Below are 24,743 nucleotides of genomic sequence, written 5' to 3'. Positions count from 1 at the left end.
TTAGCTGCCAAATCCGAAATCATCGGCATCAAGATCATCCGGGTCATTTACCCCCATCAGGGTGACAGATGCATCATTGCCAAGCTCGATCACAACATTGCCGTCGGTGTCGACATGCATGTCATCGCGGATCTGGTTGAAGTTGTTGTAGTTCCATTCAGACAGATCAATGATGTCTTCGCCCGGCGTGAAGTCGGTGATGATGTCATGGCCATCGGTTTTGCCAATCTGGAAGGTATCCCAGCCGGTCCCACCGGTCAGCGTATCGTCACCGGCACTGCCATAAAGATGGTCATTGCCTTCACCACCCAGCAGCACGTCATCACCGGCATTTGACCAAAGCGTATCGTTACCGGTGCCACCGTCGATGGTGACATTGCCATAGCTTTCGATCTCGCTCGTCAGGTCGATGATGTCATTGCCAGCACCAGCTTCGATAACCTCGATACCGCTGATGCGGACATTGGCGTCGCCTTCGCTGACACTGTCACGCAGGAACAGGGCGTCATCGCCGCTGGTCATCTGCAGGGTATCGACACCATCGCCACCGATAAAGACGTCGTTGGACTGGTTATACCCGCCAAGATTGACGTATTCACCTGTACCTTCGTCGCCGCTGCCATTGTCATGGCCCCAGCCGTTGCCATTGTGATTCTCATGGCCCCAGCCATTGTCGTGGCTATGACCGTCTTCACCCGGCGAACCATCGTTCAGCGCGTACCAGCTGTTACCCCAGGTGTCGTCTGCATTGTATTGCAGAACGTCATCACCGGCACCGCCATTGAGAACGTCAACACCTGCACCGCCCGAGATGGTATCAGCACCCGAACCGCCCCACAGGGTGTCGTTGCCTTCGCCACCATCAATCACGTCATCACCGGCATTGCTCCAGATGATGTCATCACCGGTGCCACCAAGGATCGTGACATCGCCGTAGCTCAGCGTATCGCTGGTCAGGTCGATGATGTCATTACCATTGCCTGCATCGATAACTTCGATGTTGGAAATGCGCGGGCTGACATTCGGCTCGGTGATGGTGTCATCAAGGAACAGGGCGTCGTTACCGCTGGTCATGGACAGGGTGTCGGTACCCTCGCCACCATCAAAGATGTCTTCGGAACGGGTGTAGTTCGACAGCGTGATCTGTTCGTTGGTGCCATCCATACCCGGATCACCAACGTTTTTCGCAGCGTAGCTTCCGCTCCAGGTCGCGTCTTTCTGGTATTCGATAATGTCGTCGCCAGCACCGGCATCAATGATGTCAGAACCAGCACCACCGTTGATGGTGTCATTGCCATCACCACCCCAGATGGTGTCATCCCCGTCGTCACCGCCCAGTACGTCATTGCCATCAAGCCCCGACAGCAGGTTCGAGCCATCATCACCGAACAGGTAATCGTTGAAGTTCGAACCGATCAGATCTTCGATCGAGGACAGAACGTCATAACCTGCACCGCCAACTGCCGATCCGCTTTCAAGGCTGACGCCCACGGCCGAGGTCGCGTTGGCATAGCTTGCCGTGTCACGGCCCGCACCACCAACAAGCGTGTCATTGCCCAGACCACCTTCAAGGGTGTCATTCCCGGCATCGCCATACAGCTTGTCGTCGCCATTGCCGCCGCTTAGCGTGTCGTTGTCGTCACCGCCATAGAGCTTGTCGTTGTTTTCGCCGCCCTCAAGGACGTCGTCACCCGCACCCCCCCAAAGCGTGTCGTCACCGGTACCGCCCTGCAGATTGTCATTGCCGGCTTCGCCATACAGCTTGTCCTGACCCTGACCACCAATCAGCGTATCGTTGCCATCACCAGCCGAGATGCTGTCATCACCCGAACCGCCATCAAGGGTATCGTTGCCGGTACCACCCGTGATCTTGTCCTGACCGCTGCCACCTTCGATGACATCGTCGCCTTCGTCACCCGAAAGCGTATCATCGCCATCACCACCATAAAGGCTGTCATTGCCTTCCATGCCGCTCAGCGTGTCCTGACCGTTCAGGCCAAAGACAGTGTCATCACCCGAAAGGGCCGCGATGGTGTCGTTGTTGCTTGTGCCATAGAGCAGATCATCATACGGGGTCGGGCCACTTGCCGCTTCGACGCCAACAAACATGTCCGCGGTCAGCGCACCCATCGAAACACCGACAAGGGTCAAGGTTCCCTGACCATTCAGGTTGATCACGGTGTCGTTGCCCGACTGGCTCATCAGACCCTGAAGCTCGGTCCAGTCATCCACATCAAGCGATGCCAGATTGATTTGGTCTTCATTGACGTTGAAGTCGGTAACGACCTTGTCGCCGACATTGTTCGAAACAAGAATCTGATCGGCACCGGCACCACCGGTATAGGTGTCATCACCTGCACCGCCATCGAGCGTATCATTACCCGAACCACCCAGAAGCGTATCGGTACCATCGGTTCCGGTCAGGGTGTCGTTACCGGCACCACCATCAAGCAGGTCATTGCCGTTACCGCCCGACAGAACATCATCGCCGTCGCCACCGATCAGGGTATCGTCGCCGTCACCGCCATTGAGCGTATCGTTGCCAATACCGCCATCAAGGGTGTCATTGCCCGCATCACCCGAAAGCATGTCATTGCCAGCACCACCTGCGATGCTGTCATTGTCGTCGCCACCATAAATGACGTCGTCGCCGCCTTCGCCATCAAGCGTATCGTTACCGGCCGATCCATAGATGGTGTCGGTTTCATCACCACCGGTGATGGTGTCGTCACCTTCCATGCCGTCGATGTAATCATCGCCGCCGCCGCCATCCATGACGTCGTTGCCGCTGCCACCAACAAGGGTGTCATCGCCAGCACCGCCGGAAATCACGTCGTGGCCTTCGTTACCATCAAGGGTATCGTTGCCATCACCACCCGAAACAACGTCATTGCCGCTGCCACCGGTCATGGTGTCATCGCCGTCACCGCCCGAAAGGTTATCGTCACCTTCCATGCCGTTGATGGTGTCATTACCCGCACCGCCATCGACCACGTCGTTACCGGCCAGTGCATCGATATAGTCATCTTCGCTGGTGCCGATCAGGACGTCATCGAACGGGGTCGCGCCACCGTCATTTTCGATGCCGACAAACATGTCAGAAGACACATCATTGAGGCGAACACCCAGAAGCGTGACCGAGCCCTCTGCGCCAAGATCAATGACCGTGTTGCCATTCACTTCTGACAGAAGCGGGGCAAGGTCGGACCAGGTGCTGACATCAAGCGCATCAAGCGAGATCTTGTCTTCGCTGGTGTTGAAGTCGGTAACGACCTTGTCACCGATCAGGCTGCTGACCTGAATAAGGTCGGCACCCGAACCACCCGACATGGTGTCGTCGCCTTCGCCGCCATCAAGGGTGTCATTGCCTTCACCACCGACCAGACGGTCCGTACCGGCACCACCATCAAGGACGTCGTCGCCTTTTTCACCATTCAGGTAATCGTTGCCTTCGCCACCGCTCAGTGTATCGGAACCGTCACCGGTCCAGATCGTGTCATTGCCAAGACCGCCATCAATGGTGTCTTCGCTGACATCGGCTTCGACGTTATCGAAGGTGTCATTGCCATCGCCAAGATCGACTTCGTTGTTCTGGCTGTTGCCATAGACATAGTCGTCATGGGCCGATGCGATGACTTTTTCGAAGTTCGCAAGGATATCGCCAACCGCATCGCCGTAATAGGCGCGGCCACCCTCGCCCGGGGTCTGGGCATGGGCATCGGTTTCACCAAGATAGATTTCGACGCCTTCGTCGGAACCTTCGTAGCTGATGGTGTCGCGGCCTTCGCCACCGTCCATGTAATCGCCGCCTGCACCACCTTCGATGGTGTCATCGCCATCGCCACCCAGAATGGTGTTATCGCCATCCGATCCGGTCAGGAGATCATTGCCGTCCGAACCGATCACGTTTTCAATGCTGCTGATGGCATCCGATCCGGTCTCAGCCGAGGTCGCGGTGCCCGCACCCAGATCAACCGTCGCACCGTTTGCGCCGCTCATATCAAGGGTGTCTTCACCCTCGCCACCATCGATGGTGTCATCACCGGCTGCTGCGATCAGGCTGTCATTACCGGCACCGGCATCGACAACGTCGTTGCCTGCACCATCATTGATGATGTCTGCACCGTCGCCGGCCGTAATCGTGTTGGCTGCATCGCTGCCCGTGATGGTGTCTGCACCAGCAGAACCAATTACGTTTTCGATATTGGCAAGGCTGTCGGTACCGCTTTCGGCAGAGGAAGCCGTGCCTGCACCAAGATCAATGGTCGCACCAGAAGTTCTGGATGCATCAAAGGTGTCGGAACCTTCGCCGCCATCGATGCTGTCGTCACCGGCACTTGCGATGATGGTGTCATCACCGGTACCGCCATCGACAATGTCATTGCCTGCGCCATCATGGATATTGTCGTTGCCAGCACCACCCAGAACCGTGTCATTGCCAGCATTGGTCCAAAGCGTATCATTGCCGTCACCGCCATCGACGGTGACATCGCCATAGGCATGGGTCTGACTGGTCAGATCGACCACGTCATCGCCACCACCGGCATTGATTACTTCGATGTCAGAGATCGACGGATCGGTTGCACCATTTTCGTGGTCGCCATCAAGGATGATCGCATCACCGCCATCAGAACCAACCAGCGTATCAACGCCGTCGCCACCGGCATATTGGTCATCACTGATGCCAAGGCCATCTAGGCTTGCAACATCACCGGTGCCACCAACACCCGGGCTGCCGATATGGTCGGTATCATCGGCGTCGGTTCCGGTGCGATCCGCACCGAATTCCAGAACGTCATCACCAGCACCACCATCAAGCGTGTCGCTGCCTTCACCGCCGGTAAGGGTATCGTTGCCCTCACCACCATCAAGGCTGTCATCACCTGCGCCACCAACCAGCGTATCGCCACCGGCGCCGCCCGTGATGGTGTCGTTGCCGCCACCGCCATTGATGCTGTCATCGCCATCGCCGCCGCCAAGGGTATCGTCACCTTCGGTCGCGATGTTTTCGACGCCTTCGAACTGATCCGGGCCAAGCTGATCAAGGGCAACACCAACCAGCATGATCGTGCCGCCAGCCGGCAGGTTGATCACGGTATTGCCATTGCCGTCTTCCGACATCAGCGCCTTCAGATCGGTCCAGGCCGTAATGCCCAGATCCGGAAGCGAAATAACGTCTTCATCAACATTGAAGTCGGTGACGACGTCATCGTCGGTTCCGTCTTCAAAGATCAGTTTGTCAGAACCAGCACCGCCGGTGATGGTGTCATCACCCTCACCTGCAGCAATCGTGTCATTGCCCGCACCGGCATCAATGATGTTGTCGCCCGACGATCCGGTGATGATGTCATCGCCATCACCCGTGGTCAGGTTTTCAAAGCCGGAAATCACGTCCGTACCGGTCTCGGCACTGCTTGCAGTACCCGCCGACAGATCAACCGTCACGCCAGATGTCGCTTCCGACAGATCAAGCGTATCGGTACCTGCACCACCCGACAGGGTGTCGTCACCGGCACCGGCCATGATCGTATCATTGCCTTCACCACCCGATACGGTGTCGTTGCCCGCACCGCCATCAAGCACGTCATCACCGGCACCGCCAGAAATCACGTTGTCGCCGTCAGAACCGGTGATCGTGTCAGAACCGACACCACCAGTGACATTCTCGAACCCGGAAATAACGTCATCGCCAGTCTCGGCACTGCTTGCCGTGCCAGCAGACAGATCAACAGTCGCACCACTGGTTGCTTCGGACAGATCAAGTGTATCGGTGCCATCGCCACCAGCAAGGGTGTCGTTGCCGGCACCCGCCAGAATGGTGTCATCACCCGCGCCACCATCGACCGTGTCATTGCCAGCACCGGCATTGATCACATCGCTGCCATCGCCGCCATTGATGGTGTCATCGCCTTCGCCGCCATCAAGGACGTCGTCGCCTGCACCACCTTCAAGGACATCATTGCCGCCATTGCCGATCAGTGTGTCGTTGCCAAGGCCACCCATCAGGGTGTTGTCGGCATCCGAACCGGTCAGTTTGTCATTGCCTGCCGAACCGATCAGGTTTTCGATGCTTGAAAGCGTATCGGTTTCACTTGCGCCAACCTGTGCCGTACCGGTCGACAGGTCCGCAGTTACCGGCGAGGTTGCGGCACTGTAATCGGCCGTATCATTGCCATCGCCACCGCGCAGGGTGTCGTTGCCTGCACCGCCGACAAGGGTATCGTCGCCTGCGCCACCATCAAGGGTGTTGGCTTTGGCATCGCCCGTGATCGTGTCGTCGTGATCAGAACCGGTAACGTTTTCGACCTGATAGATCGCATCGTTACCTGCACCGCCGGTCGCGGTGTAGTTCGCCAGATCGACAGCGACACCTTCGGTCGCGTCGTCATAGATCACGGTATCCTGGTCAGCACCACCAACAATGGTGTCATCACCGGCACCACCACGAAGCAGATCTTCGCCGGTACCGCCCAGCATGGTGTCGTTGCCAACACCACCATCGATCACATCGTCGCCGTAACCGCCATCAAGATAGTCATCACCCGCACCGCCATGGATGTTGTCATCGCCAAGCTCGCCACGGATGGTGTCGTCGCCTTCGTTACCCCAAAGGGTATCGGCACCCGAACCACCATTGATGGTCACATCGCCATAAGCAATCGTGTCACTGGTCAGATCGACAACGTCATTGCCGTCGCCAGCATTGATGACTTCAACACCTTCGATGCGCGCATTGTCAGATGCTTCTTCGACAACCGTGTCGAAGCTGATTGAACGCACGAAGAAGTCGCTGCTGTCGGAACCAGACGTGCCGTCGGCATATGGTTCGCTTTCAAACGCGATATAGCGGAATTCAACCGGGTTACCCGATCCATCGGTTACGGCAATGGTCGAGGTGCCAACGCCACCACTGGTGTAATTGATCGTGCTTGCGTCAAGCGTGCCCGATCCCACCAGATTGCCGTCGGCATCAAAAGCCTGCCAGGAACCGACTTCACCGCTTGCTTCGCCCGTCATCAGGTTGGAAACCTGAACCGTTGCCGTGGTTGCATCCGCACCAAGGTCAACAACGATGGCTTCGCTTTCACCGGTCGTGCCATCATGATTGATCTGGCTGCCCGCCGGGCTGCCGCCATCATTGCCGATGCCGTTGCCGTTATAGGTCACGGTGTCATCAGCAGCCGCAAGGTTCAGCTTGCCGTTTTCATCAACGAACGACGTTCCGAAATCAAAGGCATAAAGGTCTGCATCCGACCATGCCGCTTCGACATCGGCCGAGCTTGCCGAATCTGTCATGCCCAAAGTGCGCGTTTCAATGGTCGGCGTCGTGTTGCCGCTATCGCCCAGTTTCGAACCATCAAGGATCAGCGCGTCCGAACCATCGGTCATATTCAGGGTATCGTTACCCTCACCACCGACAAAGCTGTCATCAGAGATGTTCTTGCCGCTGATGCCTGCAAGATCGCCGGTACCGTCTACGTCCGGGCTACCGGTATGTTCGGTGGTGTCACCGGTTGCGGCCGTACCATCAGCTTCGAAGTTCAGGACGTCATCGCCAGCACCGCCATCAAGGGTATCGGCACCCGCACCACCCGACAGAACGTCATTGTCGTTACCGCCTTCGATAACGTCATCGCCGTCGCTACCGGTCAGGGTGTCGTTGCCTGAACCGCCATCAAGGCTGTCATTGCCCGTACCACCATCGATGGTGTCCGAACCGTCATTACCCAGAAGCGTGTCATCACCTGCGCCACCGGCAACGGTGTCATCACCGGCCAGGGCATCAATGACGTCATCTTCGTCAGTGCCTTCAAGGTTATCATCAAACGGCGTTGCGCCATCAGTGATGTTGGTGAAGTCATCGGCACTCAGATCGCTCAAACCAACACCGATCAGGGTCACCGTGCCGCCCGCAGGCAAGCTCAGAACCGCATCGCCATTGCCGTTTTCGCTAAGCAACGGCAGAAGGTCGCTCCAGCTTTCAAGGCCAAGGTCATCGATCGAGATTTTGTCTTCGCCAACGGTGAAGTCGCTGACGACATCGTCATCGGTGCTATCGGCAAAGATGAAGGTATCCGCACCCGCGCCACCGGCAACCGTGTCATCACCCGCACCACCATCAATGGTGTCGTTCCCGGCACCCGCATTGATGTTGTTATTGGCAGACGAACCCGTGATCTGATCATCACCGGCACCGGTGGTGACATTTTCAAAGTTCGAAATCTGGTCATTGCCGGTTTCGGACGAGGTCGCCGTGCCCGCGCTCAGATCAACAACCGCATCGCTTGAGGCGTTGGACATATCAAGGGTGTCGGTACCCTCACCGCCATCCATGCTGTCATTGCCAGAACCGGCAACTACCAAATCGTCACCTGCACCGGCCAGAACCATGTCGCTGCCTGCGCCATCGGCAATGACGTCATTGCCCGCACCACCATCGATCAGATCAATGCCATCGCCACCATCAATGGTGTCGGCACCCTCGCCGGTCGAAATGGTGTCGTTCGCGGTGCTGCCAGTGACGGTATCGTCACCTGCGCCGGTTACCAGATTTTCAAAGCCGGAAATGATGTCATCGCCGGTTTCGCTGCTGTTGGCTGTGCCATCCTGCAGATTGACTGCGATATCCGCATCAACATCGGACAGATCAAGCGTATCGGTACCTTCGCCACCCATCAGGGTGTCGTTGCCCGCATCGCCAACAACCGTGTCATTACCCGCACCCGCATCGACGATGTCATTGCCTGCACCGGCATTGATGTGGTCGTTGCCATCACCGCCGCTGATGCTGTCATTGCCTGCGTTGGTCCAAACCGTGTCGTCACCTGCACCGGCATCAACCGATACATCGCCATAGGAATGAACCTGGCTGGTCAGATCGACAACGTCGTCGCCTTCACCGGTATTGATGACTTCAACATCAACGATCGACGGGTTGGCTGCGCCATTTTCATGATCGCTATCAAGGATGATCGCATCGCCACCACTGGTACCTACCAGGGTATCGGTGCCTGCACCGCCATCATAAACATCGTTGCTGGTGCCAAGACCTTCGAGGTCGGCAACATCGCCGGTGCCATCGACGCCCGGGCTTCCGACATGATCGGTGCTATCGCCTGCCTGACCGGTACCATCGGCACCAAATTCAAGCACGTCATCGCCATCGCCACCGTCAAGCGTATCGGTACCGCCGCCACCAGACAGGGTGTCGTTGCCGTCACCGCCATCAATGGTGTCATCACCTTCGCCGCCACCAAGCGTATCGTTGCCGCCGCCGCCAGACATGGTGTCGTCACCGCCACCACCGTCGACGGTATCATCGCCACCGCTGCCACCAAGGCTGTCATCGCCTTCGGTCGGAACGTTATCAATGCCTTCGAAATCGCCCGGACCAAGGTCTTCGACCGCAACACCGGCAAGGGTCACCGTGCCACCGGACGGCAATGTGATCACTGCACCATCCGGGCCTTCGGAAAGCATATCCTGAAGTTCGGTCCAGCTGGTGATGCCGCTATCAGGCAGGGCAATCTGATCTTCACCAACCGTGAAGTCAGTGACCAGATCATCATCGGTGCCATCATCAAAGCTAAAGACATCCGCACCACTGCCGCCCGTGACGGTATCGTCACCAAGACCGGCATCAATGCGATCATCACCCGCGCCACCATCAATAGTGTCGTTACCTTCGCCACCCAGCAGGCTGTCATTGCCAGCACCGCCGTCGATCACATCATCGCCTGCACCGCCATCAACGATGTCGTCGCCGGTACCCGATGCGATGACGTTCGCGCCGTCGCTACCAGTGATGGTGTCTGCACCATCGCTGCCCGTAACATTTTCAAAACCGGAGATCGCGTCATTGCCCGTCGCATCCGAGGATGCGGTACCCGCCGCAAGATCAACAACCGCGCCATCGGCACCGGTCATATCAAGGGTATCGATACCTTCATCACCGGCAAGCGTATCATCGCCCGCACCGGCCAGAACCGTATCGTCACCGGCACCAGCAGTTACCGTGTCGCTGCCCGCGCCACCGTCAAGGGTGTCGTTACCAGCACCACCATCAATGACGTTGGCATCGCTTGAGCCCGTGATGATGTCATCACCCGCAGAACCGGTTACGTTTTCGATGTTCGAAACGCTGTCTGCGCCAAACGCGTCAGACTGTGCGGTACCTGCTTCAAGATCGACCGTTACGCCATCAGCATCAGACAGATCGAGGGTATCAGTACCTTCACCACCATCAATCGCGTCGTTGCCAAGGCTGCCTTCGATCACGTCATTGCCTGCACCGGCATTAACAACGTCATCGCCTGCGCCATCGTGGATCGCATCATCGCCGTCACCGGCATTAATCTCGTCATTACCGGCACTGGTCCAGACCGTGTCATTGCCCGTTCCGGCATTAACCGTCACATCGCCATAACCATCAGTCGCACTGGTCAGATCGACAACGTCGTCGCCCGCACCGGTATCGATGACTTCAACATTGCTGATCGACGGGGCATTCGTGCCATCTTCATGGTCGTCATCAAGAATGATCGCATCGCTGCCCGATGTGCCCAGAAGGGTATCGATGCCCGCGCCACCATCGAACTGATCATCGCTGATGCCAAGACCTTCAAGATCGGCGACATCACCGGTGCCATCGACCCCCGGGCTACCGGCATGATCGGTTTCATCGCCAGCCTGACCAATACGGTCGGCTTCGAACTGAAGCACGTCATTGCCATCGCCGCCATCAAGCGTATCGGAACCTTCGCCACCGGTCAGGGTGTCGTTACCGCCACCACCTGCGACCGTGTCATCGCCGGAACCACCACCAACGGTATCGTCGCCACCACCGCCCTGAAGCGTGTCGTCACCGCCACCACCGTCAACGGTGTCATCACCATCGTCGCCGTCGATATTGTCATCACCATCGCCACCACCAAGGGTGTCTTCACCCGGCGTACCAATATTGGCGATATCCTTGAAGTGATCCGGGGTCAGGTCATCAACCGCAACACCCGAAAGGGTGACGGTGCCACCAGACGGCAGCGTGATCACTGCTCCGTCCGGACCATCAGCCAGAAGCGGCTGCAGATCCGTCCAGGCAGAAATGCCCAGATCCGGCAACGAAATCACATCAGAACCCAAGTCAAAGTCGCTGACCAGATCGGCATCGGTGCCGTCTTCGAACACAAAGGTATCCGCACCGGCACCGCCCGAAAGCGTGTCATTGCCATCACCTGCTGCGATGGTGTCATCGCCTTCGCCGCCCGACAGAACGTCATCACCGGCACCGCCATCGATCACGTCGTCGCCTGCACCACCGTCAATGACGTTGGCGTCATCAGAACCGGTGATGGTATCAGCATCGTCCGAGCCGGTGACATTTTCAAAGTTGGCAATCGCATCGTCACCGGTATTGGCACCGCTTGCGGTACCTGCGGCCAGATCGACGGTCACGCCACCGGTCGTGCCAGACAGATCAAGGGTATCAATCCCCTCGCCGCCATCAATCACGTCATTGCCTGCATCAAGGCTTACGGTGTCATTGCCAGCACCGGCATCAATCGTATTGTCGCCATCCGATCCGGCAATGATGTCATTACCCGCCGTTGCGATAACATTTTCAAATCCGTCGATGCTGTCGGTTCCGGTTGCATCGCTGCTTGCTGTGCCTGCGCCGAGATCAATGGTCGCGCCATCGGCACCAGACATATCAAGCGTATCGTCGCCGTCACCACCAATCAGGATGTCGTCACCGGCACCAGCAGCAATGGTGTCATTGCCGGTACCACCGTCGATGGTATCCGAACCTTCGCCGCCATCGATGATGTCATCATCAGCACCGCCATCAATGACGTCGGCCCCTGCACCACCATGGATGTTGTCCGAACCGTCGCCACCCAGAAGGACGTCATCGCCATCGTTTGACCAGATGGTGTCGTCTCCCGCACCACCGTCAATCGTGACATCGCCATAGGAATGGACATTGCTGGTCAGATCGACAACGTCATTGCCATCACCGGCATCGATATTTTCGATATCGACAATCGCCGGATTGGCCGAACCGTTTTCATGATCACGATCAAGGATGATCGCATCATCGCCGGAACCGGCAACCAGCGTGTCATTGCCTTCGCCGCCAACGAAGCTGTCATCAGAGATATTTTTGCCGGAAATATCGGCAACCGCGCCGGTACCATCGGTGGTCGGGCTGCCGACATGATCGGTCGTCTCGCCATCAGCAGCAACGCTGTCACCTTCGAATGACAGAACGTCATCACCAGCGCCACCATCAACAAGATCGGCACCTTCGCCACCGGCAAGGGTATCGTTACCCGCACCGCCCGAAAGCGTATCGTTGCCTGCACCGCCCGAAAGGACATTATCACCGGTGGAGCCCAGCAGGGTGTCATCACCCGAACCGCCAATCGCACCTTCGATACCATCAAGGGTATCGGTGCCATCGGTTGCAGTACCGGTACCATCTTCAAGATCAACAACAACACCGTCGGTATCGTCGGAATAATCAACGATATCGGCACCGTCGCCACCGATCAGGGTGTCATTACCGGCACCACCCGAAAGTGTGTCGTCACCAGCACCGCCATCAATGACGTTATCGGCATCATTACCCGCCAGAACGTCATCATGGTCCGAACCGATCAGCGTTTCAAAGCCGTCAATGACGTCATTGCCCGCACCACCGGTCGCGGTACCCTCACCCATGTCGGCATTCACGCCCGCATCGGCATCGGCATAAGACAGAACGTCTTCGCCGTCGCCACCGATCAGGGTGTCATCACCGCCATTGCCGATGATGGTGTCGTTACCGGCACCGCCATCAAGAATGTTGTCGTTTTCATCGCCGATCAGAACATCGTCACCCGCACCACCGGTGGCGTTTTCGATGCTTTCAAGCGTGTCATTGCCTGCTTCGCCAGTCGCGGTACCCGCGCCCAGATCAACAGTCACGCCTTCGGTCGTGTCGGAATAATCGGTGGTGTCACTACCCTCGCCGCCGCGCAGCGTATCATCGCCCGCGCCACCGATCAGGGTGTCGTCACCTTCATTGCCATAGATGTCATCATTGCCGGCCTGGCCATCAACGATGTCATCGCTTTCAAGCGCATGGATTTCATCGCTGATCTGGCTACCGGTGATGTTGTCTTCAAACTCGGTGCCATAGATGACTTCATAGCCAAAGAAGTTCTTCGGCGACAGGTCATCAACCGAAACACCTTCAAGCGTGATGCTGTCATCACCAACCGTGATCACGGCATTGCCGTTTTCATCGTCAAACATCTGATCACGCAGGGTCGCGTAATCCTCGATGCCATAGGCCGACAGATCGATCATGTCGTTTTCGACGTCAAAGTCTGTCGCGGTGTCATGACCACCGCCCGGCTCCATAACAATCAAGTCTTCGCCGTCGCCCGTGATCAGAACGTCATCACCCGCACCACCAGACAGCGTATCGTTACCCGAGCCGCCATCAAGGGTATTGATCCCGTCGCTACCGATCAGGGTATCGGTGTAATCCGTACCAATAACGCGTTCGAAGTTCCGAACGATGTCATCACCCGCGGCACCGGTCGCGTATTCGCGCAGAAGGTCAACCGTCACACCGCCATCGACGTTTGAATAATCGACGGTATCAACGTCCTCGCCGTCATCATCTTCGCCGCCGTCTAGAAGATCGTCGCCAGCATCACCATAGACCCAGTCATTGCCGATGCCAGCATCGACAATGTCATCACCGTCGCCGCCTGTGATGGTATCCGCACCGGCTTCGCCAAGAAGAATGTCACCGCCAGCACCGCCGTCGATGATGTCGTTGCCATCTCCACCACTGACTTCGTCAACGCCGTCACCCGCATTGATAACGTCATTGCCGGCACCTGCTTGAATTGCATCGCCGCCAGCTCCCGACGAAATGGTGTTATCATTGTCATCGCCGACGATTTCATCGTTGAAGTCAGAACCGACAACGTTCTCAATGCTTGTAAAGATATCGCTGCCCTGACCAGATGCCGTACCTGAACCAAGATCAATATCCATACCCTGTGCGGCAGAACTGTAGTCGGCAGTGTCCGAACCTTCCCCACCGTCGAGTACATCGTCACCATCACCACCGGCGAGAGTATCATCGCCATCAAGGCCAGAAAGCGTATTGTTCTGAGCGTCACCAATCAGCGTATCGCCCTGATTAGTACCAATCAGGTTCTCAACGCCTGAGATAACATCGTTGCCATCTCCGCTGGTGACCGTACCATTCTGAAGATCGGCAACAATACCAGCGCTTTCACCAGAATAGTCTGCTGTATCCGTTCCGTCGCCACCCAGCAGGACATCCGATCCTGCATTACCAATCAGGGTGTCATCTCCGACACCACCATCCAGGGTATCGTCTCCTTCACCGCCGATCAGCAAGTCGTCTCCAGCACCGCCAGAGATCGTATCGTTGCCAGCAAGGCCATCGATGATTTCATCGTTGACGCCGCCAACAATTACATCATCGCCGCTCGTACCAACGACTGAGTCGAATCCTGCAAAATTCTCGGTATTCAGGTCGTCAGGAGAGACGCCCACTAGAGTGAGTGTTTCCCCACTTTCAAATGTGATGACCGTATTGCCGTTGTCATCGACAGCAAACATATCCTCAAGCGCGCCGTACCCTGCAATATCGAAATTGCGGAGATCCAAAACGTCTTTCGAGGGGTCAAAGTCGGTAATCGTGTCGTTACCATCACCCGGATTGAAGACAACGAGGTCAGCACCGTCACCAAGGGTCAGAACATCATTACCTGCACCCGCATCAAAAGTATCGTCGCCAGCACCGCCAATGAAGGTATCGTTCTGCGCACCGCCCGTAAAAGTATCGTTGAAATCAGTACCTTTGATTACTTCAATTTCATCGATGCTATCGTTGCCAGTAGCGTCGCCAGTAATCGTTTTGTTCGCGGTATCAACAGCGATAGATGAAGTTGATCCGCTGTAGTCGAGCGTATCGACCCCATCGCCACCGCGCAGTGTGTCGTCGCCTTCATCGGCAAGAATGGTGTCATTGCCTGCACCACCAGAGATCGTATCCTGACCAGCTCCACCCATGATGGTGTCGTTACCAGCGCCACCATCAATGACGTCATCACCCTCACCAGTCGAAATTGTATCCTGGCCTTCGCCGCCAGATACAGTGTCGGCACCAGCACCGGTATTTATGATGTCATGACCATCGCCACCATCGACTACGTCATCACCCAGCCCGGTTTCGATAACGTCGTTTCCAGCACCACCAAGGACTGTATCATTGCCTTCACCGGTGTTTATTGAGTCATTTCCGGCACCACCATCGACCACATCGTCACCGTCACCCGATGAAATGGTATCGTCGCCAACCCCGCCAGAAACGGTGTCTGCGCCAGCACCCGAAGTAATGGTGTCATTGCCAACGCCGCCATCAACAATATCGTCACCATCGCCTGTGAGGATGACGTCTGCGCCATTCCCGGCAAGTACCGTATTGTCACCGCCACCAGTTTCGATTGTGTCGTCACCCTGACCAGCATCAATCAGGTTATTTCCGTCACCCACAGAGATGGTGTCATTGCCGAAACCGGCATTGATTGTGTTGTTTCCAGCGCCGCCATCAATCAGGTCGTCGCCTTCTCCGGCGTCGAGAACGTCATCCCCTTCGCCACCACTAAGGGTGTCGTTGCCATCACCAGCTACAATAACGTTTGCACCATCGTCACCGGTAATGACATCCGCGAAATCTGTGCCAGTTACGTTTTCGAAACCGGAAATCGTATCATTGCCATCGGCACCAAATGCCGTTCCTGCGGAAAGGTCGATGTTCTGACCACCGGTCGCAGCTGAGTAATCAAGCGTATCAGTGCCTTCGCCACCGGAAAGGGTATCTGATCCCTCACCACCGGAAATGACGTCATCACCGGCACGGCCATCAATGGTGTCGTCACCTGCACCGCCAAGGAGGGTGTTGCCATCATCGGACCCAGCAATGCTGTCATTTGCGTCAGAACCAAGAACATCTTCGATATTACTGATCTGATCAGTGCCGTCAGCCTTGCCGACTGTGCCTGCTTCAAGATCGACATCAACACCAGTGCTACTTGCACTATAGTCAAGAACGTCTTTACCGGCACCACCATCAATAACGTCGCTGCCGCCACTTACACCGATCGTGTCGTCACCATCCCCACTGAGGATCGTATTGTCAGAATCAGAACCGGTAATGACATCGCCATACCCAGAACCAATGATGTTTTCAACATTCAGGACGGTATCACCAGTGGTGGAATCTGTTTCACCGGTTGCAAGATTAATGGTTACGCCACGCTCTGCCCCCTCATAGGTAACGGTATCGACACCGTCGCCACCATCAATGACGTCTCTGCCTTTACCACCATCAAGGAAGTCATTGCCGGCACCACCAATGAGGGTGTCCTCACCGCCAGCGCCAAACAGGGTATCATCACCGTCTTCACCAGACAGAATGTTGTTGCCCTGACTACCAGTAATCGTGTCGCCATAATCCGAACCGACCAGGTTCTCTATATTCTCGAGCTGGTCATTGCCCATACCAGTCACGGTTCCGGCCTGCAGATTGGCTTCAATGCCACCTGCCGCGTTGCCGTAGTCGATGGTATCATTGCCGCCGGAGCCACGCAGAACGTCGTTGCCTTCGCTTGCGATCAGGCTGTCATTCCCAGCACCAGCATTGATGGTGTTATCGCCACTATCACCAGACAGTACGTCATCGTGCGAAGAACCTGTGATATTCTCGATACTGGAAAGTGAATCATTGCCAGCAGCGCCACTTGCAGTCTGATTCTCCAGGTCTACATTGACGCCACCCGATGCGTTCGCGTAGCTGGCAGTATCGTTTCCTTCACCACCTTCAATCGTATCATCGCCATCAAGACCTTCGAGAAGATCATCACCTTCGCCGCCAGCGAGCAAGTTGTCGCCGTCCGTTCCAGTCAGTCGATCATCTCCTGCGCCCGCAATGATATTCTCAATGTTGCGCAGAGTATCATTACCCTTGTCGGTCGCAGCCGTACCCGAATTCAGGTCGACGGTGACATCTTCGACTTCGCCACTGTAATCAGCAGTGTCATTTCCGTCGCCGCCATCAAGGTCGTCGTCTCCAGCCCCGCCAATCAGGGTGTCGTCACCGTCTCCGCCAAGAATGCTGTCATCTTCTTCAAGGCCATAGATCGTATCGTTACCATCAAGACCCGAGATGACATCTTCACCATCGGTGCCATAGATGGTGTCGTCACCCAATGTGCCGACGATATCGCGAACACCAATAAAGTTGTCAGCAGTAATGTCGTCGATACCGACACCCTGGAGCACCATTGATGTGCCTTCACCGAAATCGATGACAAGGTCACCGTTCTCGTTTTCAGACATCATTTCAAACAGCGCACCATAGGTGTCGATGGACAGCCCGGTAATGTCGATCTTGTCTTGTTCGGTATTGAAGTCAGTAACAGTGTCAGTTCCGTCGTCAGCGCCGACGACGTAAACATCAGCACCAGCGCCACCAGTCAGGGTGTCATCACCAGCGCCACCAGTGATGGTATCTGCACCGCCACCGGCCTGAATAATGTTATTCGCATCGTCACCAGTGATTATGTCGTTCTGGTTCGAGCCAATTACATTTTCGACGCCAATGATGCTATCGGTACCGCCAGCATTGGTTGCCGTACCTTCAGACAGATCAATGGAAACAGCACCACCATCCTTGTAGCTGGCAGTGTCGCTGCCATCGCCGCCGATAATAGTGTCATTGCCGACACCACCGATAAGAAGGTCATCACCAGCACCGCCGTCAATTACGTCGTCACCGAGACCACCTGAAAGCGTATTGGCACCATCATTACCGATGAGCGTATCGTTGTGATTTGAGCCTGTTACATCTTCGATGCTGTCGAGAGTATCATTCCCATCAGCACCCGACGCCGTACCAGCACCAAGATCGACTGTAACAGAACCATCTGCCGCACTGTAATCAACTGTATCCTGACCAGCACCGCCAGAGACCGTGTCATCACCGGCACCACCTGACAGCAGATCCTTGCCAGCCCCGCCAAGCACAACATCGTCACCGCCGCCACCAGAGATGGTGTCATCGCCGGCATTCCCGCTGAGCGTGTTGGCACCATCATCACCCGCGATGATGTCCTTCTGACCAGAGCCTGTGACATTCTCGATGTTGATCAGTGTGTCTTCTGCTCCGACACCGCCGGTACCTGCCGCAAGATTTACCTGAACGCCGTTTCCAGCGGAATAATCGGCAGTATCTTCGCCGTCGCCACCATCAATAATGTCTTCGCCAAGACCACCAGAGATCGTGTCATCGCCGTCATTGCCATAGATCGTATCGGCACCAGCACCACCGCTGATGGTGTCATTACCACCAAGACCGTCGATAATTTCTTCGAACGCTGTCCCTTGAATGACGTCATCGCCATCGGTTGCGCCAAGATCTTCAATATCAACGAAATTGTCTGCGGTTAGCTGATCCGGAGAAACACCTGACAACGTCATGACGCTGTCATTGATGGTGATCACCGCGTTGCCTTCACCATCCTCGCTGATAAGTTTCTTCAATGCCTCAAAGTTCGGCACATTGAAATCAGCAAGATCGATCTTGTCTTCCGCAGGATCAAAGTCGGTAATAACCGTTGATTCGGTAGATGAAGTCATGACGAAGGTATCAGCACCTGCGCCACCAGTAACGATATCATCACCAGCCCCAGAGCTAATGGTGTCATCACCGGCACCACCATCAATGGTGTTATCAGCCTGCGAACCTGTCAGGACATCGTCAAATGCTGACCCGGTAACGTTTTCGACGTCAACGATCGTATCGTTGCCGTCCGCACCCGAAGCATTACCAGCCTCAAGATTGACGTTTACACCGCCTGAGGCATCTTCATAGGTGACAGTATCAATTCCCGCTCCGCCATCGATTGTGTCGTTACCAACACCGCCAGACAACGTATCGTTTCCGGCTTCGCCAAACAGCGCGTCATCACCTGCACGACCGTCAAGAACGTCGTCACCTGCACCACCGCGAAGAGTATTATTGTTCGCATCGCCTGAGATGGTATCTGATTTGTCAGACCCGGTGACATTCTCGAAATTCGAAATGGTGTCACTATCGGAACCGGAAGTCGCCTGACCTGTTTCAAGATCAACATTAATGCCAGTCGCATTGCCCTGATAGCTCAGCGTGTCGTTACCGTCGCCGCCATCAAGCTCATCACTTCCAGCGCCACCGTTGATCGTGTCATTGCCTTCGCCACCAGCGATCGAGTCTGTCCCGCCATCACCGAACAGAACATCATCGCCTGCGCCACCATCAATGGTGTCATTGCCTTCACCGCCGGAAACAGTGTCGTTGCCACCCTTGGCATCAATGACATCACTTCGGTTGGTCCCGACAAGAACATCTCGCTCTTCGGTGCCATCAAGTGAACGAATACCTGCAAAGTTTGCGTATGTCAGGCTATTGGGATCAACCCCTTCAAGAGTGATGACCGCGTCGCCGACGGAAATCGTCGCGTTTCCAGCCGCATCTTCACCAATGAAATCTACGATATCAGAGAACAGCTCAAGGCCATCGATACCCTGAATATCGATAACGTCACTTGCAGGATCAAAGTCCGTGACAAGATCGCTGCCACTGTCAGAAGTGATTACGAAGGTATCAGAGCCCGTGCCACCGGTAAGTGTATCGTCACCGCCCCGGCCATCAAAAACATCATCACCTGCACCACCGAGGAGGATATCGTTCCCGCTACTGCCCAGCATTGTATCGTTGCCAGACGAGCCTTCAATTTCCTCAAACCCGGAGATCGTATCAACAAAGCTGCTACCGGTAACCGTGCCTGCTTCCAGATCGACAGTAACACCTGATCCAAGGCTGCTGTTCACACCTGGGCTATAGCTCAGCGTATCATTTCCATCGCCACCGCTTAGGGTGTCATTCCCGCCACTGCCATAAACAGTATCATTGCCATCTCCGACATCGATGACGTTGTCTTCTGAATTGCCTTTAACAACATCGTCGCCTGCACCCGTAATGACATTCTCGATACCAGAAAGAGTATCGGATCCGTCACCGGTTGCTGTTCCTGCGGTCAGATCAACTGACATACCGCTATCGATGTTGGAATAATCCGCAGTGTCGCTGCCTTCACCGCCGATGAGGACGTCATTTCCGCCGCCCCCGACGAGAGTGTCATCACCACCCTGGCCAGAAAGAACGTTGTTACCATCGTCGCCGATGATCAGATCATCATTGTTCGAACCAGTGACGTTCTCGACATTGGAAATCGATGCAGTACCATTTTCGGTTTCTGCAACACCAGTAGACAGATTGATGCTGGTCGATTCATCACCAAGGAAAACAGTATCGCTACCTTCACCGCCGTCGATTGAATCGCCACCAGTAACGCCAAGAATACGGTCGTTGCCCGCACCAGTCGCAATGGTATTGGCATCCGCATTCCCGACAACAACATCGTCACCGGCACCGGTAATGACATTCTCAATTCCGGTGATGCTATCGACTTCATCTGTTTTCGTATCACGTGCGAAACCACTGCCAAGACGAACATCCTGGGCCGTATCACGTGCACTCAGATCAAGCGTATCGCTACCTTCACCACCGATGATGACGTCATTGCCATCTTCACCGATGAACAGGTCATCGCCCGCACCGCCATCAAGGGTGTCATTACCACCGCGGCCAACAATGGTGTCGTTGCCTGCACCGCCCTCAAGGACGTTTACGCCGCCATCGCCATAAATTTCATCGTCATAGTTCGAACCGATAACGTTCTCGATGCGATCAAGGACGTCATCGCCATCCGCACCAGTCGCCGTACCCGCGGCAAGATCAACCTGAACACTGCCAGGTGCGCCGGAATAATCGACCGTATCGATACCTTCCTGACCACGAAGCGTATCGTTGCCCGAACCACCCGAAACCGTATCGTCGCCATAGCCGCCGGAAACAACGTCGTTGCCTTCGCCACCGCCAAGGGTGTCGTTACCGCCATAACCGTAAATGGCGTCGCTGCCACCGGTACCGCCCTGAACGTCGTCATCTTCGGTTTCAAAGATGCGGCCAAAGCCACGGAAATCATCTGCCGTCAGGCTGTCGCTGCTGACACCTTCAAGGGTCAGCGTGCCCTGTTCGCCGAAATCGATAACGGTGTTGCCGTTACCATCATCGGCCATCATGGTCTGAAGAGTTTCGAAGTCCTGAACGCCAAGCTGAGACAGGTCGACAATATCGCCCGACCCGTTAAAGTCGGTGATGGTGTCGTTGCCGAAATTCTCGGTCAGTTCGAAATCGTCATTGCCCGAACCACCGGTCAGAGTGTCATCACCCGCCCCACCGGTCAGGGTATCAACGCCGGCACCGCCCTCAAGAACGTTATTGGCGTCATCGCCCGTAATGTGGTCGTCATAGTCGGTACCGATGACGTTTTCCATCATCTGCACGACGTCGTTGCCCGCACCGCCGGTCGCGGTTTCGTTGGCAAGATTAACCGTTACGGCACTGTCAGCTTCGCTGTAGCTGACGGTATCAATGCCGCTGCCACCCTGCATGTGGTCATCGCCAGCACCACCGCGGAAGAAGTCATTGCCCGATCCACCGGCCATGACGTCATTGCCGTCACCACCGATCAGAAGGTCATCACCCGACCCGCCTTGCAGCATGTCATCGTCATCGCCGCCATAAAGGCTGTCATTGCCTTCACCGCCCTGCAGGATGTCATTGCCAGCTTCGCCGCGCAGAACGTCATTACCGCCAGCACCTTGGAGCAGGTCATCGCCAACATTGCCTTCAAGCGTGTCGTCGCCGTCATTGCCCTGAAGTGTGTCGTTTCCGGCACCACCACCCAGAACATCATCGCCGTCAGTGCCCTGCACAACATCATCGCCAGCGGTCGGGACGTTGTCGTAATCAACAACACTGCCATCATCGCCGTCGCCAAGCGTTACATCGACTTGGGTTTCAGTTTCGGTATCGGTTTCATCGGTGGTTTCACCAGATGTTTCTTCACCCGAAGCTTCGTCGCCAGAACTCTCACCACCGGTTTCATCGTCAGATGCTTCGGTATCGCTGGTTTCTTCACCGCCAGCAGGCAAACCGCCTGCTTCAGGCGTCTGCGTTTCATCGGCGCCCGTTTCGGAGTCAGAAGTCTCTTCACCTGTTGTTTCGTCACCAGTGGTTTCCTCGCCACCGGTTTCACCAACGGTATCTTCGCCGGAATCACCTGCGGTTTCGTCACCGGCTTCGGCACCGGCCTGCGCACCCGACGTCGTATTTTCGTCCTGGCTTTCACCGGTCGCGCCGCCATCGGTCTCATCAGACGGGGCAGCCTCGTCACCAGTCGCGTCATCGCCGGTGGCTTCACCAGTGGTCTCGCCGCCGGACGTCTCTTCACCAGATGTCTCGCCGCCGCCGGCTTCTTCGCCAGACGTATCGCCAGCTGCTTCACCGCCGCTGGTTTCGTCTACCGGATCGGTGGAGCCATCGCCGGAACCGGTTTCATCAGTGCTCGTTCCATCAGAACCGAGCGCATCTTGACCGCCGGAACCAGATGTTTCATCCGATCCACTGGTGTCGCCGGAATTGGTTTCGCCACCGGTTTCCGAACCGGCCTCACCGTCGGAGCCAGCCGTGGTTTCGCCGTCCGATCCGCCGGTGCCAGATGTGTCACCTGCTTCTGAACCACTTTGCGTTTCCGCACCGGTTTCGCCCGATCCAGTGTCACCTGAGCCGGTTTCACCCGCGCCGGTTTCACCAGTGTTGGTTTCGCCTGATCCCAGCGTGTCATCGCCACCAGAGCCCGAAGCACTGTCAGAACCACTATCACCCGTGGTTTCTTCATCGCCGGACGCCGTTTCGCCAGAACCGGTATTGGTTTCTTCCGAGCCGGAAGAATCGGTGGTTTCACGACCTGATTCACCACCGGAATCACTTGGGTTATCTGAACCGGCATCCGTTCCGGTTCCTGAACCCGTTTCGCTGCTGCCATCAGAGCCGGTTTCATCGCTGGAACCAGTACCGGTATCGCTGCCGGATTCTCCCCCGCTTTCTAAATCGCCAGAAGTGGCCTCGCCCGAGGATGTGTCTTCCTGCGCTCCAGAACCGTCTGATAAACCGGAATCCGTCGAACCGGTTTCCGTTTCACCGCCGTCTGAAGTGTTGGTTGTTTCGCTGTCACCCGAGCCCGTATCGCCCGAACCAGTATCGCCAGAACCAGTTTCACCGGAGCCAGTTTCACCTGAACCTGATGCGCCGCTATCGCCTGAACCGCTGTCGGTAGAACCGGTTTCGCCGCTACCGGTGTCAGTACCACCGGTATCTGATTCCGTTTCGCCGCTGCTGCCATCAGTGGTGGTTTCGTCTTCGGTGATTGCTTCGGCCGCACCAGCGCCAAGATCAACATGCACGCCCTGCTGGGCTTCGCTGTAATCAAGGGTGTTTTCGCCAGAACCGCCGTCAATAACGTCCGAGCCGTCACTGACAGCAAAGGTGTCATTGCCGTCGCCGCCCGAAAGCGTGTTATTGCCGGAATCCCCGCGCAGAACGTCATTTCCGGACGTGCCGCGAACATTTTCAATGCCGCTAAAGGAAACGCGGTTCGCACCGAAATCATCGGTCGCAAGCCCCTGACCCAGATCGGCACGCATGCCATCGGCCGCACCATCAAGCGAAAGAGTATCTTCGCCTGCACCGCCATCAATAGTGTCAGAACCACCATTTGATGCGATCACATCATCACCGTCCGTCCCGGTGATAACGTCATCACCTTCGGTACCGTCAATGACGTTTTCTGTGCCGTCTGCTGAGGTATCAGAAGAACCGTCCGTCACACCCAAATCGGTTGTCGCAGCAACCTGGGTGATCTGCGGTGCATCGACCAGATTTATATTGGCAAGCTCCGCCTTGGTAACGCCCTGGAACACCAGAACATCGCCCGTAGCAAAGGTCACCACAACATTGCCTGCACCATCATCGGATGCCAGCAACATCAGGTCGCTTACGCTGTCCACACCAAGGTCGGTCAGCGCAAGTTCATCTTGCTCAACATTGAAATCGGTAATCGTGGTTTTCTCGAAACCACTTTCAAGAACAAAGGTATCGCGCCCTTCGCCACCGGTAACAACATCCTCGCCCTCGCCCGATTGCAGGATATCGTCGCCGTCGCCGCCGATCAGCGTGTTATTGCCATTATCACCCACCAGAATGTCGTCATAGGCGCTGCCGATGACGTGCTGGACATTGGTGAAGATCTGGTTTGCGGCAGATGGAGAATTGCCGTCGCCCGATGAAGTGTTTCCTAAATCAGAATTGGCCGCTGCAAAATCACCTTCCGCGCGGTCATCGAGAACCTGGTCAATATCGGTGTCGGTGATACCAACACCATCATCTTGATTGGCGGGCGAGGCCAAGACACGTACTCCCTACTTGGGAATTCATTATACTTTCAACTGTGGCACCCCCTGCGCCACAAATCGATTTATACACTAGTATAAATCAACTCAATACCACCATCAACCACACATCGGCAGCAAACGGCGGTAATTTAGTTTTTTTTCATGTTTTTTCGTGATTTGGAAGCCAAATCTTTATGACGTCAAATTCTGTCAGGTTGTATAGGGTACTCGACTTAAACCTAGACGACAGACCG

1 protein-coding gene is annotated in these 24,743 nt (G+C 55.9%); it reads right to left on the bottom strand.

What is annotated here, in order from left to right:
* Entirely contained in the window at positions 1 to 24,504 is a 24,504-nt protein-coding gene (locus ACMZ66_RS15680) for a hypothetical protein (protein ID WP_416938473.1), read from the bottom strand.
* Positions 24,505 to 24,743 lie beyond the last annotated feature (239 nt).

It is taken from the genome of Thalassospira sp. (genome assembly GCF_048059015.1).
GTDB lineage: Bacteria > Pseudomonadota > Alphaproteobacteria > Rhodospirillales > Thalassospiraceae > Thalassospira.
Note: the sequence above shows the minus strand (reverse complement) of the source record. Positions and strands in the feature narration are given on the sequence as shown.